At 43.9% G+C, this 17277-nt stretch carries 20 protein-coding genes; all 20 read left to right on the top strand.

The features are described 5' to 3' along the window. Positions 1 to 34 precede the first annotated feature (34 nt). Complete coding sequence (locus tag IEV61_RS04520; protein WP_188414158.1) at positions 35 to 406, top strand: NADH-quinone oxidoreductase subunit A; 372 nt, start codon at positions 35 to 37, stop codon at positions 404 to 406. Positions 407 to 520: 114 nt separating this feature from the next. After that, positions 521 to 1063, top strand: coding sequence for an NADH-quinone oxidoreductase subunit B (locus tag IEV61_RS04515; RefSeq protein WP_188414156.1), 543 nt, complete (start codon positions 521 to 523; stop codon positions 1061 to 1063). Further along, on the top strand, positions 1063 to 1566 hold the full coding sequence (locus IEV61_RS04510; protein WP_188414154.1) for an NADH-quinone oxidoreductase subunit C: 504 nt from the start codon (positions 1063 to 1065) through the stop codon (positions 1564 to 1566). The genes IEV61_RS04515 and IEV61_RS04510 overlap by 1 nt, the downstream gene beginning before the upstream one ends. Before the next feature lie 2 nt (positions 1567 to 1568). Next, entirely contained in the window at positions 1569 to 2789 is a 1221-nt protein-coding gene (locus IEV61_RS04505; protein WP_188414152.1) for an NADH-quinone oxidoreductase subunit D, read from the top strand. After that, the gene (locus tag IEV61_RS04500) at positions 2782 to 3312 is read left to right on the top strand and encodes an NADH-quinone oxidoreductase subunit NuoE family protein (RefSeq protein ID WP_188414150.1); all 531 of its coding nucleotides are present in this window, start codon (positions 2782 to 2784) and stop codon (positions 3310 to 3312) included. Before IEV61_RS04505 ends, IEV61_RS04500 begins: the two co-directional genes overlap by 8 nt. Next, on the top strand, positions 3312 to 4667 hold the full coding sequence (gene nuoF / locus IEV61_RS04495; RefSeq protein WP_188414148.1) for an NADH-quinone oxidoreductase subunit NuoF: 1356 nt from the start codon (positions 3312 to 3314) through the stop codon (positions 4665 to 4667). The genes IEV61_RS04500 and nuoF overlap by 1 nt, the downstream gene beginning before the upstream one ends. A gap of 63 nt (positions 4668 to 4730) precedes the next feature. After that, a complete protein-coding gene (locus IEV61_RS04490) occupies positions 4731 to 5039 on the top strand; it encodes a hypothetical protein (protein WP_188414146.1) in 309 nt (102 codons plus the stop codon). A gap of 23 nt (positions 5040 to 5062) precedes the next feature. Beyond that, entirely contained in the window at positions 5063 to 5440 is a 378-nt protein-coding gene (locus IEV61_RS04485) for a gamma-glutamylcyclotransferase family protein (protein ID WP_188414144.1), read from the top strand. Positions 5441 to 5442: 2 nt separating this feature from the next. After that, positions 5443 to 6444, top strand: coding sequence for an NADH-quinone oxidoreductase subunit G (locus tag IEV61_RS04480; RefSeq protein ID WP_188414142.1), 1002 nt, complete (start codon positions 5443 to 5445; stop codon positions 6442 to 6444). Next, positions 6444 to 7487 carry an NADH-quinone oxidoreductase subunit NuoH gene (gene nuoH, locus IEV61_RS04475; RefSeq protein WP_188414140.1) on the top strand — a complete coding sequence of 348 codons (1044 nt, stop codon included), beginning with the start codon at positions 6444 to 6446 and terminating at the stop codon, positions 7485 to 7487. Before IEV61_RS04480 ends, nuoH begins: the two co-directional genes overlap by 1 nt. A gap of 6 nt (positions 7488 to 7493) precedes the next feature. After that, a complete protein-coding gene (locus IEV61_RS04470; protein ID WP_188414138.1) occupies positions 7494 to 7991 on the top strand; it encodes a NuoI/complex I 23 kDa subunit family protein in 498 nt (165 codons plus the stop codon). Positions 7992 to 8054: 63 nt separating this feature from the next. Beyond that, on the top strand, positions 8055 to 8570 hold the full coding sequence (locus tag IEV61_RS04465; protein ID WP_188414136.1) for an NADH-quinone oxidoreductase subunit J family protein: 516 nt from the start codon (positions 8055 to 8057) through the stop codon (positions 8568 to 8570). Next, a complete protein-coding gene (gene nuoK, locus IEV61_RS04460) occupies positions 8570 to 8899 on the top strand; it encodes an NADH-quinone oxidoreductase subunit NuoK (protein WP_188414134.1) in 330 nt (109 codons plus the stop codon). The genes IEV61_RS04465 and nuoK overlap by 1 nt, the downstream gene beginning before the upstream one ends. Before the next feature lie 111 nt (positions 8900 to 9010). After that, positions 9011 to 10915: an NADH-quinone oxidoreductase subunit L gene (gene nuoL, locus IEV61_RS04455; RefSeq protein ID WP_188414132.1), complete on the top strand. Its 1905-nt coding sequence runs from the start codon at positions 9011 to 9013 to the stop codon at positions 10913 to 10915. A gap of 23 nt (positions 10916 to 10938) precedes the next feature. Next, on the top strand, positions 10939 to 12411 hold the full coding sequence (locus IEV61_RS04450; RefSeq protein ID WP_188414129.1) for a complex I subunit 4 family protein: 1473 nt from the start codon (positions 10939 to 10941) through the stop codon (positions 12409 to 12411). A 63-nt stretch (positions 12412 to 12474) separates the two neighbouring features. Continuing rightward, a complete protein-coding gene (locus IEV61_RS04445) occupies positions 12475 to 13854 on the top strand; it encodes an NADH-quinone oxidoreductase subunit N (protein ID WP_188414128.1) in 1380 nt (459 codons plus the stop codon). Positions 13855 to 13945: 91 nt separating this feature from the next. Then, a complete protein-coding gene (locus IEV61_RS04440; protein ID WP_188414126.1) occupies positions 13946 to 14590 on the top strand; it encodes a DedA family protein in 645 nt (214 codons plus the stop codon). 25 nt (positions 14591 to 14615) lie between these two features. Further along, positions 14616 to 15164: an inorganic diphosphatase gene (locus tag IEV61_RS04435; protein ID WP_188414124.1), complete on the top strand. Its 549-nt coding sequence runs from the start codon at positions 14616 to 14618 to the stop codon at positions 15162 to 15164. A 3-nt stretch (positions 15165 to 15167) separates the two neighbouring features. Next, positions 15168 to 16508, top strand: coding sequence for a hemolysin family protein (locus tag IEV61_RS04430; RefSeq protein WP_188414122.1), 1341 nt, complete (start codon positions 15168 to 15170; stop codon positions 16506 to 16508). A gap of 12 nt (positions 16509 to 16520) precedes the next feature. Beyond that, positions 16521 to 17231 (top strand): 16S rRNA (uracil(1498)-N(3))-methyltransferase, encoded by a 711-nt coding sequence (locus tag IEV61_RS04425; protein ID WP_188414120.1) that lies wholly within the window; start codon positions 16521 to 16523, stop codon positions 17229 to 17231. Positions 17232 to 17277: the final 46 nt, after the last annotated feature.

The following is a 17277-nucleotide window of genomic DNA, read 5'->3' as shown; positions in this document are numbered from 1 at the left end:
TTTCTTTATTCAACATTTCGATTATATTTGCTGCATGGAAGCACAAAGTTTACCCGTTAATTACCTACCCATTATCATCCAGATGCTGGTTGCTATTGGCTTTGTGGTAACTACTATGTTTTTTACCCATAAACTGGGTCCAAAACGTAAAACTGCCGACAAGCTGACTCCCTTTGAGTCAGGGATTGAGGTAGTGGGTAACGCGCGTACACCTGTTTCTATTAAATACTTTCTGGTAGCCATCCTATTCGTGCTTTTCGATGTAGAGGTTATCTTTATGTACCCTTGGGCGGTTAACTTTAAAGCCATGGGCACCGAAGGCTTAATTGAGATGTTCATCTTTATGGCCACGTTGCTTTTAGGCTTCATTTATGTGCTTAAGAAGGGCGCATTAGACTGGGACTAAGCCAGTTTAGAACGGTTCTAAATACTACCTTGTACATATTACACTATACGATATCACGTTAATTATAATAAATTTGTAAACCTCCGTTTTACGCGGATTTAGCAGTTATTATCAATGAGTGATGTTCAGATAGTTAATGCCCCACCGGGTGTTGAAGGTTCAGGATTTTTTGCTACCAGTTTAGATAAGGCCATTGGTTTAGCACGTTCGCACTCGTTGTGGCCGCTGCCTTTTGCCACTTCTTGCTGTGGTATAGAGTTTATGGCTACCATGGGTTCCAATTATGACCTTTCACGTTTTGGTGCCGAGCGTTTGAGTTTTTCGCCACGCCAGGCCGATTTGTTAATGGTAATGGGTACCATCTCTAAAAAAATGGCTCCCGTTCTGCGCCAGGTATATTTGCAAATGGCCGAGCCCCGTTGGGTGATAGCTGTTGGCGCCTGCGCTTCAAGCGGTGGTATATTTGATACCTATTCGGTATTACAGGGTATTGATGAGATTATTCCGGTTGACGTATACGTTCCCGGTTGTCCGCCCCGCCCCGAAGGTATTATCGATGGCTTCATGAATATTCAGGAGTTGGTAAGAACCGAAGCGCTGCGCCGCCGCGATTCGCCTGAATACACTAAATTATTGGCTTCATACGGAATACAGTAATGGGCGCATTAAACAACGAAATATTACAGCAGCAGGTTACCGGTAAGTTTGGTGAGCTGGTAACTTTTACCGGTGAGCCTTATGGCTTGCTTACCGCCGAAACCACCCGCGAAAATATTATAGATGTATTAACCTACCTTAAACAGGATTCGTCTTTACAGTTTATTTACCTTACCGATATTACCGCCATACACTACCCCGAGCAGGAAAATGCTATTGGTGTAATTTATCACTTGCATAGCCTGGTTCACAATGTGCGTATAAGAGTTAAGGTATATTTGCCGGCTAATGATGTGCGCATCCCTACGGCAACCGTGCTTTGGAACGGTGCTAACTGGATGGAGCGCGAAACATACGATTTCTTTGGTGTTGACTTTGAAGGTCACCCTAACCTGGTTCGCATTTTAAATGTGGATGATATGACCGTTTTCCCCATGCGTAAAGAATACCCGCTGGAGGATCCTAACCGTGTTGACAAAAAAGATTTTTATTTCGGAAGATAACTATGCAGAATTTTCCTTCGTTAAATACTAATACCGATACCAACCTGCAAAGCGAGTTGAGTACCCTTAACCTGGGGCCAACACATCCTGCCACGCACGGCGTTTTTCAAAACGTTTTGCAAATGGATGGCGAGCGCATTGTAAGCGGCGTATCAACCATAGGTTATATACACCGTGCGTTTGAAAAAATTGCCGAACATCGTCCGTTCTATCAAATTACCCCGCTAACCGACCGGTTAAACTACTGCTCGGCCCCCATCAACAATATGGGCTGGCACATGACAGTAGAAAAACTGTTAGGCATCAGCACCCCTAAACGAGTAGATTACCTTCGGGTAATTATGATGGAGCTGGCCCGCATAGCCGATCACATTATTTGTAACGGCGTATTGGGTGTGGATACCGGTGCTTTTACAGGTTTCCTTTACATGATGGAATACCGTGAGGCCATTTATGAAATTTATGAAGAAGTTTGCGGCTCGCGTTTAACTACCAATGTGGGCAGGTTAGGCGGTTTTGAGCGTAACTTTAACGATATTGCCTTTGCCAAGATCCGCAAGTTTTTGGCAGATTTTCCTAAGGTATTGCACGAGTTCGAATCGCTGTTTAACCGTAACCGCATCTTTATTGACCGTACCCGCGGCGTTGCCCCGGTAACACAGGAAGCAGCTTTGGATTATAGCTGGAGCGGCCCTATATTGCGTGCCACCGGTGTAGATTATGATGTAAGAGCCATGAATCCTTATTGCTCTTACGAAGATTTTGATTTTGAAGTACCCGTAGGTACTACCGGTGATGTGTACGACCGTTTCCTGGTGCGTAACGAAGAAATGAAACAGAGCATGCGTATGATACAGCAGGCTTTGGATAAAATAGAGAAAGAAGACCCGAATATATTTCATGCTGATGTACCTGAGTTTTACCTGCCTCCAAAAGAGGAAGTGTACAACAATATGGAAGCATTGATCTATCACTTCAAAATAGTGATGGGCGAAATTCCAACCCCGGTGGGCGAGGTATATCATTCGGTAGAAGGCGCCAACGGCGAACTGGGTTTTTACCTCGTTAACGATGGTGGCCGCTCTCCTTACCGTTTGCATTTCCGCAGGCCAAGCTTTATCAATTACAGCATGTATGCCGATATGAGCCGCGGAATGATGCTCTCGGATGCAATTATTAATATGAGCAGTTTAAACGTTATAGCCGGAGAGTTAGATGCTTAGAGTAGAAGATACCCAAAATCACCCAACTGCAGCCTTCTCGCCAGCTTTATTGGCCGAAATGGCTGATATGGTAAGCCGTTATCCCGAAGGTAAGCAAAAATCGGCTTTGTTGCCAATACTGCATGCCGTACAGGCTGAGCAGGGTTGGTTAAGTGCCGAGGCTATGGATAAGGTAGCTGAATACCTGCGCATTGAGTCGATAGAGGTTTATGAAGTAGCTACCTTTTATACCATGTACTTTTTACGCCCACAGGGCAAGTACATGTTAGAGGTTTGCCGTACCGGACCTTGTTGCCTGGTAGGTGCCGAAAAGATCATGGACCAAATTGAGCAGACGTTAGGCGTTAAAGAAGGCGAAATTACACCCGACGGCTTATTTAGCTGGCGCGGCGTGGAGTGCCTGGCAGCCTGTGGCTTTGGCCCGGTTTTGCAAATAGGCCCCGAATATACATTTTATGAAAAACTGACTCCAGTGTCGGTTAACCAGTTAATTAGTGATTTAAAAGTAAAGGCTAATAACTAATGGGACGAAAATTATTACTCGAACATATTAACGTACCCGGCATCAATACTTATGAGGTGTACCGCTCCAAAGGTGGTTATGCATCGGTAGAGAAAGCCCTGAAAACACTTTCGCCAGATGATGTGGTGGAAGAAGTGAAAAAATCGGGCTTGCGCGGCCGTGGTGGTGCAGGTTTCCCAACGGGTATGAAGTGGAGCTTTTTGGCCAAGCCTGAAGGTGTACCACGTTACCTGGTGTGCAACGCCGATGAATCAGAACCCGGTACATTCAAAGACCGTTATTTAATGACTTACATCCCTCACTTATTAATTGAGGGAATGATTATAGCCAGTTATGCGCTGGGTGCTAAAACCTCTTACATTTATGTACGTGGTGAAATGATGCCGCAGATCCGCATCCTGGAAAAAGCGATTGCCGAAGCTAAGAATGCCGGCTTCTTAGGTACAAACATTTTAGGCACAGGTTACGACCTCGAACTTTATGTACAGCCCGGAGGAGGTGCCTACATTTGCGGTGAGGAAACAGCATTAATTGAATCACTGGAAGGCAAGCGTGGTAACCCGCGTATTAAGCCGCCATTTCCGGCTATTGCAGGTTTGTATGGCTGCCCAACGGTGGTTAACAACGTAGAATCAATCGCTGCAACCGTTCCCATCATTCGTGATGGTGGTGATGAGTATGCTAAAATTGGTATAGGCCGCAGTACCGGTACTAAATTGATCTCGGCCGGTGGTAATTTGAAAAAGCCGGGCGTTTATGAAATTGATTTAGGTGTGCCTGTAGAAGAGTTCATCTATTCGGATGAATATTGCGGCGGTATAGCTAACGGAAAACGCCTAAAAGCAGTAGTAGCCGGTGGTTCATCGGTGCCTATTTTGCCTGCTAACCTCATACTCAAAACTGCAGCAGGTGATGCCCGGTTAATGAGCTACGAAGGTTTATCAGAAGGTGGTTTTGTAACCGGTACCATGATGGGTTCGGGCGGTTTTATTGCTTTTGACGAAGACCAGTGTATTGTACGCAACACTTGGAATTTTGCCCGCTTTTATCATCATGAAAGCTGCGGACAGTGTTCGCCTTGCCGTGAAGGTACCGGCTGGATGGAGAAGGTATTACACCGCTTAGAGCATGGCCATGGTAAGTTAAGCGACATGGATCTGTTGGTAGATGTATCAAAGAAAATAGAAGGAAATACGATTTGTCCGCTGGGTGATGCGGCAGCATGGCCTGTAGCCAGTGCCATCCGTCATTTCCGCGACGAGTTTGAATGGCATGTAACAAACCCGCAGGCTGCGGTGGCCGGTAATTTTGGACTGGCACATTACGCAGATCCGCTGACACCGGTGGTAGCTTAAGGGTAATCAGAATAAAAGCCAGTTAGTTAATATATTTACAAACAGCATTAATATTATAACCAAATGGCAGATTTACATCCGGTAACTATCAGGTTCAACTATAAAACAGAGGACTTTGATTATTTAGACAAGTTACAAGACGGGATTGAAAGAGGAGTAACTTACCACAAAGTAGGTGTGTACGATACCTACGAATTAGACGAAGCCAACAACCAGGCTATCTTTTTCCTAAGTACTCACGACCCCGAGGTATTGTTCAGAAATCTGAAACCAATATTAGAGGAGTCGCCCATATTAAAAGGGGCTAAGATAGATGTAGAGATGGGCCGTGCCGAAGACGGAACGCGTATAGTGAAGGAGTATCAGCTCTAATAATAACAAGGCGGCATAGACAAATGGAATATTTGTTTGTATATGGCACCTTGCTAAGGCATTTTAATAACGAGGTGATGCAGTCCCTCAATAACTCTCTGGAATATGTAAGCCATGGAGAACTGCAAGGGATGCTGATTAACCTGGGTAAGTATCCTGCTTTTGTAGACGGTACAACAGGTTACATTAAAGGTGAAGTTTACCGTATTGCTGATACAGATCATGTATTTGAAGTATTAGACGAGTACGAAGGAGAAGAATACAACCGTAAACAGCAATGGGTGCGGATAGATGAAGAAGAGATCAGGTGTTGGGTATATGTTTACCAACTTGCTCCAAAGCCTGAACATGAAATAATAATGAACGGCGATTATATTGCTTTTATTAGAAACAAAGGTTAGCAATGTTTAAAGTTAGTATTGACGGAATAAGTGTTGAGGTTGAACCAGGCACATCCATTCTAAATGCTGCAAGGCAAATAGGGGGGGATATTGTGCCGCCTGCTATGTGCTACTACTCCAAGCTGGAAGGTAGCGGCGGTAAATGCCGTACCTGTTTGGTTAAAGTAAGCAAGGGTTCTGAAAAAGACCCGCGCCCTATGCCTAAGCTGGTAGCATCATGCCGTACCACGGTAATGGATGGTATGGAAGTGCAGAATATTACTTCGCCTGAAGTTATTGAAGCACGTAAAGGTGTGGTGGAAATGCTTTTGCTAAATCACCCGTTGGATTGCCCGGTATGTGATCAGGCTGGTGAGTGCCACCTGCAAGATTTAGGCTTTGAGCACGGCGCTGCTAAAACCCGTTATGAGTTTGACCGCCGCACGTTTGAAAGAATTGACATAGGCGATAAGATACAACTGCACATGACGCGCTGCATTTTGTGCTACCGTTGTGTTTACACGGCCGATCAGATCACTAACCAACGTGTACACGGCGTATTGAACCGTGGCGATCATTCAGAAATATCAACCTATATACAAAAAGCGGTTGATAACGATTTTTCAGGTAACGTAATTGACGTTTGTCCGGTAGGTGCCTTAACCGACCGTACTTTCCGCTTTAAAAACCGTGTTTGGTTTACCAAACCTGTTGAAGCGCACCGCGATTGCGAACATGAAAAATGCAGCGGTAAAGTAACACTTTGGTATAAAGGCGAAGACGTTTTACGCGTAACAGCGCGTAAAGACCAGTATGGCGAGGTTGAAGAATTTATTTGTAATACCTGCCGTTTTGATAAAAAGAAAACCAGCGATTGGGTAATTGAAGGCCCGCGTAAGGTATCTAACCAATCGGTTATCAATTCTAATCATTACGATACGCTGATGCCATTGCCGGTAGTGAAGAAAAACCTGGTATTACAGGAAGCTAATAAAGAACAATTTGAACGGGAGACCCGACTGTAATGGAAACTACTGATCTGATTATAAAACTTGTACTCGTAGTCATCATATTTGGCATAAGCCTGGTGGTAGCCATGTATTCTACCTATGCCGAACGTAAAATAGCCGCCTTTTTGCAAGACCGCGTAGGCCCTAACCGTGCCGGCCCGTTTGGTATTCTTCAGCCTTTGGCCGATGGTGCCAAGATGTTCATGAAGGAAGAAATTATCCCTACCAAAGCCAGCGGATTTTTATTCATTGTAGGCCCCTCACTGGCTATCATGACGGCTTGTATTGGCTCGGCGGTTATACCTTGGGGACCGCAAATGCAGGTTGCCGGCCGTATTATTGATTTGCAGGTGACCGATATAAACGTAGGCGTATTGTACATCTTTGGTGTCGTATCATTAGGTGTATACGGTATCATGATTGGTGGCTGGGCATCTAATAATAAGTACTCGCTGTTAGGGGCTATTCGTGCGGCATCGCAAAATATCAGCTACGAAATTTCAATGGGGCTTTCTATCATTGCCTTGTTAATGTTAACCGGTACCTTGAGTTTAAAGGAAATTGCCGAACAACAGCATGGCTTTAACTGGAATGTTTGGTACCAGCCTTTAGGCTTCCTCATATTTATTGTGTGTGCCTTTGCCGAAACTAACCGTAGTCCGTTTGATTTGCCAGAGTGCGAAACCGAGTTGGTAGGTGGTTACCACACTGAGTATTCATCTATGAAACTGGGCTTTTACCTGTTTGCCGAATATATTAACATGTTCGTATCATCGGCAGTGATGGCTACCTTATACTTTGGTGGTTACAATTACCCGGGTATGGATTGGGTTGCCGCGCATGCCGGGCCAACCATTGCACCGCTTATTGGCGTGGCAGTATTGTTTGCTAAAATATTTGCCTTTATATTCTTCTTTATGTGGATCCGCTGGACTATCCCGCGTTTCCGTTACGATCAGCTGATGCACCTTGGCTGGAAAACGTTAATACCTTTGGCTATTGCCAACATTGCGTTAACCGGTGTTATTGCCACATTATACAACCATTATTTTGCTTAAATATCAATGGAACCATTAAGTAATAAGCGAAAATTATTAGAAGTTAAGCCCCTCAATTTTTGGGAACGGGCTTACCTGCCTGCCATAGCTCAAGGATTAACCATTACCATGAAGCACTTCTTTAAAAAAGATGTGACTGTGCGTTACCCGGAGCAAAAGCGTGAATTTTCTGAAAACTTCCGTGGTCAGCACTCTTTAAAGCGTGACGAAAACGGTAAAGAACGTTGCACCGCCTGTGGTTTATGCGCCCTTTCTTGCCCGGCCGAAGCCATTACTATGACGGCAGGCGAGCGCCAGAAAGGCGAGGAGCACTTATACCGCGAAGAAAAGTATGCCGCTGTTTACGAAATTAATATGTTGCGCTGCATTTTTTGCGGATTATGTGAAGAAGCCTGCCCTAAGGAGGCCATTTACCTGGACGGCGACATTGTGCCCACCAGCTTTTTACGTAAAGACTTTATTTATGGCAAAGACAAATTAGTTGAGCCGCCTTTAAACCAATAAAAAAGAATTATACCTTTGCCGCACTAACCAGTGCCGGTAAAGGTATTTTTGTTTACAAGCCGTATGAGTATATTTTACTTTATTGCCTTTCTCTCCATCCTGTTTTCACTGCTGGTTATTTTTTCAAAAAACCCGGTGCACAGTGTATTGTACCTCATTATTACCTTTTTTACATTTACCATTCATTATATTATTTTGAATGCGCAGTTTTTGGCCATTGTAAACTTTATCGTATACATGGGGGCCATCCTGGTATTGTTTCTGTTCGTAATGATGATTCTGAATTTGAACAAAGACAGTGAGCCAACCAAAAGCATTTATGTAAAGCTGGCCGGTGTAATTGGTGGCGGTACGCTATTGGTAACGCTGGTAGCCGCCATGAAGGGGTTGGCTAAATCGCAGCCGGTGGTATTGCAAAGCGTTAACCTGGGTTCGGTAAAGAATTTGGGCCAGGTATTGTTCCACGAGTTTTTACTGCCATTCGAGGTATCGTCTATCCTGTTGTTATCGGCAATGGTGGGCGCGGTATTACTGGCCACAAAAGATAGTAACCCTAAATCAACCAAACCTACAGTATAATGGAAAGTTTAACCCAGGCGCTTAAGGTAGTTCCGCTTAATCACTACATCCTGTTAAGTGCCATCATATTTTCGATAGGAGTTATTGGTGTACTCATCCGTCGTAATGCCATTGTGGTATTCATGTCGGTAGAGCTGATGCTTAATGCTGTTAATTTATTGCTTACCGTATTCTCGGTTTACAGCAATGACCCTAACGGACAGGTGTTCGTGTTCTTCATCATGGCATTGGCCGCGGCCGAAATTGCCATCGGGCTGGCCATCATCGTGATGATACACCGCAACACCAATTCTATCGACGTAGATATATTGAACAGACTTAAATGGTAAATTAGAGCGAAGATCAACGTACGAAGATCGGGGTTGTTTCCTCGCACCTCGCACCTCAATCTCCGCACCAGTTAAAACATACAACGTACAACCTATAACGTACAACTAAAAATGGATAAATACATCTGGCTTATTCCTATACTGCCCCTTGCAGGATTCGTTATTAACGGATTAGGCCGCAATACCTTACCTAAAAGCATTATCGGCGCCATTGCCAGTTTAATGGTTTTGATATCGTTTGTTTTAAGTGTAGGCGCTTTTTTGCAGGTTAAATCAACCGGTGCGCCCATTAATGTTACCTTATTCGATTGGATTCACGTTGGCGATCTGCATGTGCCGTTTGCTTTCCTGATCGATCAGCTGAGTTCAATCATGCTGCTCATCATTACAGGTATCGGGTTTTTAATCCACCTGTACTCAATTGGCTATATGAGCCATGATGAAGGTTTCGGTAAGTTTTTTGCCTATCTAAATTTATTCGTATTCTTTATGTTGCTGCTGGTTTTAGGCAGTAACTATATCATTATGTTTATTGGCTGGGAAGGTGTGGGGCTATGCTCTTACCTGCTCATCGGGTTCTGGTTTACTAATCCAAGCTATGCCGATGCTGCCAAGAAAGCCTTTGTGATGAACCGTATTGGCGATTTAGGTTTCCTTATCGCCGTGTTCATTATCATGAAAACATTCGGCAGCATTACTTATGCTGATGTATTCAGCAAAGCAGCTAACCTGCATAGTGGCGATACTACGCTCATGTTAATTACCTTATTGCTGTTTGTAGGTGCTACCGGTAAATCGGCGCAAATACCGTTGTTTACCTGGCTGCCCGATGCCATGGCCGGTCCGACTCCGGTTTCAGCTTTAATACACGCGGCTACCATGGTTACCGCAGGTATTTATATGATTGCCCGTTCTAACATCTTATTTACCCTTTCGCCGGTAACGCAGCATGTTATTGCCATTATTGGTGTAGCTACTATTTTATTAGCGGCAATTATTGCTTTAACACAAACCGATATTAAGAAAGTGCTGGCCTATTCTACGGTATCGCAATTAGGTTATATGTTTTTGGGTTTAGGGGTAGGTGCGTACACAGGTGCTTTCTTCCACGTATTAACACATGCATTCTTCAAAGCCTTATTATTCCTGGGTGCTGGTTCGGTTATCCATGCGGTAAGCGGCGAACAAAATATGCGTAGCATGGGCGGTTTAAAAGGCAAACTGCCGGTAACGTTTATTACCATGTTAATTGGTACTTTGGCTATTTCGGGAATTCCACCATTTGCAGGGTTCTTTTCTAAAGATGAAATTTTGGCCCATACCTACATGCACAGCCCTGTACTGTATGTGTTAGGCGTGTTGGGTGCTATGTTCACCTCATTCTACATGTTCCGTTTAATGTTCCTTACCTTTTGGGGAAGTTTCCGCGGTACGCATGAGCAAGAACATCACTTACATGAGTCGCCGCCGAGCATGACTATTCCATTGATCGTTTTGGCTATCCTGTCTACCATTGGTGGCTTTATGGGCGTGCCCGAAGCCTTGGGCGGTCACCACTGGTTAGAGCACTGGCTGGAACCGGTGCTAAGTAAATCGGCAGAACATACGGGTACTATGTTTATGGCTATCAATACCGAGCGTGTGCTCATGATGGTATCAGTAGGTGGAGCCATTGTTGCCCTCATCTACGCCTACATTAAGTATGTGAAACAAGCAACGGTACCTTTGGCCGATGAAGCCGAACGCCCGGCATTGGAAAAACTCTCTTTCAATAAATTCTACATCGACGAAATTTACGATACCATTATCCGCAAGCCGCTTGATTTCTTATCGGGTTTCTTCTACAAAGTGGTAGATAAGATGGGTATAGATGGTATTGTGAATGGTTTAGGCCAAGGCCCAATTGAAGCAGGCCGTGGTTTGCGCCTGTTGCAAACCGGTAATGTAGGTTTCTATTTGTTTATGATGGTAATTGGCATTATTGCCGTACTGCTATATAGTTTAGTTAAGATTTAAGACAAGCGTTTACTGCACATACAATGACGGTTAGTATATTAATTTTTTTACCCTTACTGGCAGCCCTGGCGCTCTTATTTATTAAAGGCGAGGCTGTAAAGAATATTGCCTTGTTGTTTTCGCTGGTGGAACTGGCGCTGGGTATCTATTTCCTGACCCAGTATAAAGCCGATGCCAGTTTACAGTTTGATGTTGACATTCCGTGGATAGCTAAAATGGGCATATACTTTAAAGTAGCGCTCGATGGTATCAATATCATCCCGGTTATTTTAACGGTTTTACTGGTGCCATTGATCATCTTAACCACTTTCAAGCATCAGTACGAAAAGCCTTCGGCTTTTTATGCATTGATCCTGTTTATGCAGTTTGGTTTAATGCTGGTGTTTACGGCTTTAGATGGTTTCTTATTCTACATTGGATGGGAAGTAGCCTTAATACCTATTTACTTTATCTGCGGTATGTGGGGTGGCGAAAACCGGGTGAAGGTAACGCTGAAGTTTTTCATTTATACATTTGCGGGTTCGCTGTTTATGTTAATGTCTATCATTTACCTGTACCTGCAAACGCCTGATCGTACTTTCGATATCTTCGAATTCTATGCCTTAAAATTAAACCCGCTTCAACAGTCGTGGATCTTTGCCGGTTTCCTGATAGCCTTTGCTATTAAGATGCCGATATTCCCCTTGCATACCTGGCAGCCCGATACCTATACCGAAGCTCCGGCCGCAGGTACGATGTTATTGTCGGGTATTATGCTTAAGATGGGTATCTACGGTGCTATCCGTTGGATGATTCCTATTGCACCCGTAGGTTTCTTTGAATGGCAAAACAACCCGCTTTGGTTAGCCATTGCCGGTATCGTTTATGCCTCTATCATCGCCTTTAGGCAAAAAGATGGTAAGCGTTTAATTGCTTACTCTTCTATTGCTCACGTTGGTTTAATTGCTGCAGGTTTGCTGGCCTGGAACATTCAGGGCTTACAAGGTGCCATGATCCAGATGTTCAACCACGGTTTAGAAGTGGTGGGCATGTTCCTGATTTTTGACATTATTGAGCGCCAGTTAAAAACACGCGATGTAACGCAATTGGGTGGTTTAGCCAAAGTAGCTCCGCAAATGTCTATCGCATTTTTAATTATTGTTTTAGGTTCGGTGGCTTTGCCATTAACCAATAGCTTTATTGGCGAGTTCCTGTTGTTAAATGGTGTTTACCGTTACAATATGTGGATGGGTATTGTAGCCGGCTTAACCATTATATTGGGTGCTGTTTACATGCTGCGTTTATACAAGAACGTAATGCAGGGCGAAACCAATAGCCTTACCGCCACCTTTACCGATATTACCATTAGCGAAAAAGTTGTATTAGGCGTAGTTTGCCTGTTTATTATTGTAGTAGGCGTATACCCTCAGCCGGTAATGCATTTAACCGAGGCTGCCGTAACCAACCTGATGAACAGCGTGAACGTTAAAATTGCCGACGCACTGCTGCATAGATAGAAAAATACCGGCTGCTTAGACAGCATGCTTTAATTTGATTGAGATAAGTTTTTAAGATATAAAATGACCACATTAATTATCATAGCAATATTACCAATTGTGCTGCTGTACCTGGGCTTATTTAAAGCGCACAAGTTACTGCTGCCTGTTACTATTGCAGGTTTACTGCTGGCCTTAGGCTCTGCTATTTGGCAGTGGAACAATGGCGCAGTACCTATTTACCATGATATGATGCTGTTCGATAACTTTTCGGTAGCTTTTTCGGCTACGGCCATAGTTTCTACGCTGCTTATCTTAATGCTGTCTAAAGGCTATTTTGAAAGAATCAGCAATAACGTGGCAGAGTACCTGGCAATTATCTTGTTCTCATTGGCTGGTATCATTGTCATGGTATCTTATTACAATTTGAGCATGTTGTTCATTGGTATCGAAATCATGTCGGTGAGTTTATACATCCTGGCCGGTATCGATAAAAAGAACTTTGCGTCTAACGAAGCTTCATTAAAATACTTTTTAATGGGAGCCTTCTCTACCGGGTTTTTGCTTTTCGGTATTACGTTAATTTATGGTGCCACAGGTTCATTTAATCTCGAAGCCATCCGCGACTGGGCTATTGCACATCCGCGGGGTATTAACCCGCTGTTCCATACCGGTATCATTTTAATGATCATTGGTCTATGCTTTAAAGTAGGTGCAGCGCCATTCCACTTTTGGACGCCCGATGTTTACGAAGGTTCGCCAACGCTTATCACCGCTTACATGTCTACCGTGGTGAAAATGGCAGGCTTTGCGGCTTTCTTACGTTTGTTCTCGGTAAGCTTTGGCCCACTGGCCGATTTCTGGATGCCTACCTTGCTGGTTATCACTATTGTTACCTTATTTGTAGGAAACCTTACAGCATTATATCAGCACAGCTTTAAACGCATGCTGGCTTTTTCCAGTATCTCTCACGCCGGTTACTTAATGTTTGCTATTGTGGCGTTAAGTGCAGGTTCGGGCAATGCTATTTTTATGTATGCAACGGCTTACTGTATTGCTTCGGTAATTGCCTTCGGCGTTTTAATACTGGTTCAGCAGCAACTGGGCGGCGATCATTTCGAGTGCTTTAACGGACTTAGTAAGCGTAATCCTTTCCTGGCTGCGGTATTAACTATTGCCATGCTATCGTTAGCGGGTATACCGCTTACTGCCGGCTTTATGGGTAAATTCCTGATGTTTACAGGTGCCCTGGCCCGTTTCCAGGTTTGGTTAGTTGTGATAGCTGTTATTAATGCCATCATCAGTATTTACTATTATTTCAAAGTAATTATAGCCATGTACTTCCGCACGGCCGAGCATGATGAACTAACAGTGCCCGGTTACTACCAGTTTGTTTTGGGTGTATCGGCATTGGCTACTTTAATAATAGGTATCTTTCCGGCGCTTATCTCAAACCGTATATAGGTTTTCCTGTTACCCTTGAGCCTTGGGTAGAGATAGAAGAGGCTACATACTGCAAATAGTTTTAATATTTGTAGTTTTACAATTATTGTGAATGGAAAACTTCTGGGAACACTTGCAAAACCTAACGGATGCGCAATCCATTTTAAGTAGAGGAGGCTTTTACTTATTATTGATTGTAGTGTATGCCGAAACGGGTTTGTTTTTCGGGTTCTTCTTACCGGGCGACTATCTGCTGTTTATGGCAGGTTTATTGTGTGCCACAGGCCTGCTCCCGGTATCTATCTACGTATTGGTATCATCACTTATTGTAGCCGGTATTTTAGGCAATTATACGGGGTATTGGTTTGGATACCGCACGGGGCCATTTATGGAAACCCGTAAAGAATCTTTTTTCTTTAAAAAGCGCTACGTGGTAATGGCTGAGGAGTTTTACCAGAAATATGGAGGCATGGCGTTAGTTTTAGGGAGATTTTTCCCGATAATAAGAACTTTTGCGCCTATATTTGCAGGTGTTGTTAAAGTAGACTTTAAAAAGTTTAGCTTATATAACTTTATTGGCAGCGTAGCCTGGGTAACTATACTAACGCTTTCGGGTTATTTTTTAGGTAGAAAATATCCGGGACTGAAAGATTATTTGCAGTATATTGTGATTGCATTAATAGTTGTGACCAGCGTACCGCTGCTTTTTGCTTTTCTTAAGAGAAGCAAGAGTACAAACAAAACAGACGAACATTGATTTATTAAATATTCTTATACATTACATGAGTACACAACATCCCTGGCATCAGGTTAGTCCGGGCGAAAGCATTCCTGAAGTAGTTAACGCTATTATCGAAATTCCTAAAGGTTCAAAAGCCAAATACGAGATCGATAAAGAGTCGGGCTTATTAAAATTAGACCGCGTATTGTTTTCATCGGTAATTTACCCGGCTAATTATGGCTTTATTCCGCAAACTTATTGCGATGATAAAGACCCTTTAGATATCCTGGTATTATGTTCTGTTGACGTATACCCGATGTCCTTAATAGAGGCTAAAGTAATTGGTGTTATGCACATGATTGACGGTGGCGAGCAGGATGACAAGATTATTGCTGTTGCCAAGAACGACATGTCTGTTAACTACATTAACGACCTGAGCGAACTGCCTCCGCATGCCATGATCGAGATTAGAAACTTTTTTGAAGATTACAAAAAGCTGGAAGGTAAAAACGTAACCATTGAACATTTAATGGGCAAGTCTTACGCGCTTAAAGTAATTAACGAAAGTATGGAGCTTTATCAAGCTACTTTCCCTGAGTACCAAGGTTAATACATGGGCCCTGATTTAGACATAAACGGTTTTCATATCTTCTTAACCATATTTTTGGTTTTGCTGAACGGCTTTTTCGTAGCCGCCGAATTTGCTATTGTGCGTGTTCGCGGTTCGCAAATTGAAATTCAGGCCAAGGCTGGCAGCCGCATGGCTAAGGTGGCTCGCGGCATTATGCACAACCTTGATGGTTACTTAGCCGCAACGCAGTTAGGCATAACCATTGCATCGTTGGGTTTAGGCTGGGCAGGTGAAGAGGTGGTGAGCAAAATGATGCTTAACCTGTTCACCGTTTTTGGTATGGATGTTACCTCAACACTGGCTGTTAACAGTAGCCACGTGGTAGCATTTATAACCATTACTGTATTGCACATTGTGTTTGGCGAGCTTGCGCCTAAAACGCTGGCTATCCAGCGTTCGGTCCGAACGGCCATGGCAGTATCTGTACCTCTGCGCTTTTTCTTTGTGGTGTTCCGGCCGGCAATATGGCTGCTGAACACCTTTGCTAATTTTATACTTAAGCTGTTTGGTGTAACTACCACACACGGTGAAGAATCGCATCACTCTTCAGAAGAATTGCAGTACCTTTTAGAGCAGGGTAAAGAAAGCGGTGCATTGGATTCCAACGAGCACGAGCTTATCAAGAACGTGTTTGATTTTAATGAGCGTGTGGTAAAGAACATCATGGTGCCCCGTACCAAAATATCGGGCATCGATATTACTACCGAACGCAACGAATTGCTGGAGTGCATCATAACCGAAGGCTACTCGCGTATGCCCGTGTACGATGATACGATTGACAAAATTGTAGGCATTGTACATGCCAAAGATATTTTGCCTCTACTGGCCCGTAAAACAGAGTTCGAACTTAAGGAGATCATCCGCAAACCTTATTTTATCCCGGAAACCAAGAAGATCAACGATCTGATGGCCGAACTGCAGCAAAAGCGCATACAGATAGCCATAGTGTTGGATGAATTTGGCGGTACTGCCGGTATGGTTACCCTCGAAGATATTGTTGAAGAATTGGTAGGCGAAATTCAGGATGAGTTTGACGAGGAGAAGCCCATTGTAGATAAGGTGAACGAGCGCGAATTTATTGTGAACGCTGTAGCCTCTATCTACGACGTGAACGAATCGTTACCGCATGACCTGCCTGAGGATGGTGACTTTGACACCGTATCGGGCTGGGTAAGCGAGATCTTTGGTAAGATACCCGAGGTTGGCGAACAACGCGAAGCTAATGGCTATAACATTACCGTGTTGAGGAAATCTGACCAGAACATTGAATCGGTTAAGCTCGAACTTTTGCTGAACGAAGAAGACGTTAGCGATTTACATTAAGCCCATAAGCTGATGCAGCTATTTTATACGCCCGATATTACTGTTGGCGCTACGCATTATATGCTAAGCGAGGAAGAAAGCAAGCATGCCATCAGGGTGTTGCGTTTGCAGCCTAACGATACCTTGCAATTGGTTGATGGCCGCGGTGGCTTTTATACCGCCCGCATTGTTGACCCGCACCCCAAAAAAACTTTATTGGTTATTGAGAGCTCGCAGCAGGAGTATGGCAAGCGTAATCACTACCTGCACATTGCAGCGGCGCCCACTAAAAACCTCGACCGTTTGGAGTGGTTCTTAGAAAAAGCTACCGAGATAGGTATCGATGAAATATCGCTTATCCAATGCCAGCGCTCAGAGCGTAAGGAAGCCAAAACTGAGCGCTTAGATAAGATCATTACCTCGGCGGTTAAGCAATCCATCAAAGCTTACCACCCGCATTTAAACAGCCTGCAGCCCTTTAGCAGGTTGGTTACCCAATACCACGAAGGACAAAAATTTATAGCTCACTGCCTGCCCGGCGAAGACAAGGTTAGCCTGGCTTCGCAATTGCAACTGCAAGGCAGCAGTTTGATACTCATTGGCCCTGAAGGAGATTTTACTGAAAAAGAAATTGCCGAAGCTTTAGAAAACGGATTTAAACCCATAACTTTAGGTAACAGCCGCCTGCGTACCGAAACCGCCGCACTGGAAGCCTGCTTTGAAGTAAATTTCTTGAATAGATAACAGAGGAGCGAGGTAAGAAGGTGTCGAGGAGCGGGGTGATAGCAGG

The organism is Mucilaginibacter galii (assembly GCF_014635825.1).
Taxonomy (GTDB): Bacteria; Bacteroidota; Bacteroidia; order Sphingobacteriales; family Sphingobacteriaceae; genus Mucilaginibacter; species Mucilaginibacter galii.
The sequence above is the reverse complement of the archived record's forward strand: the minus strand, read 5'-3'. Positions and strand labels throughout refer to the sequence as shown.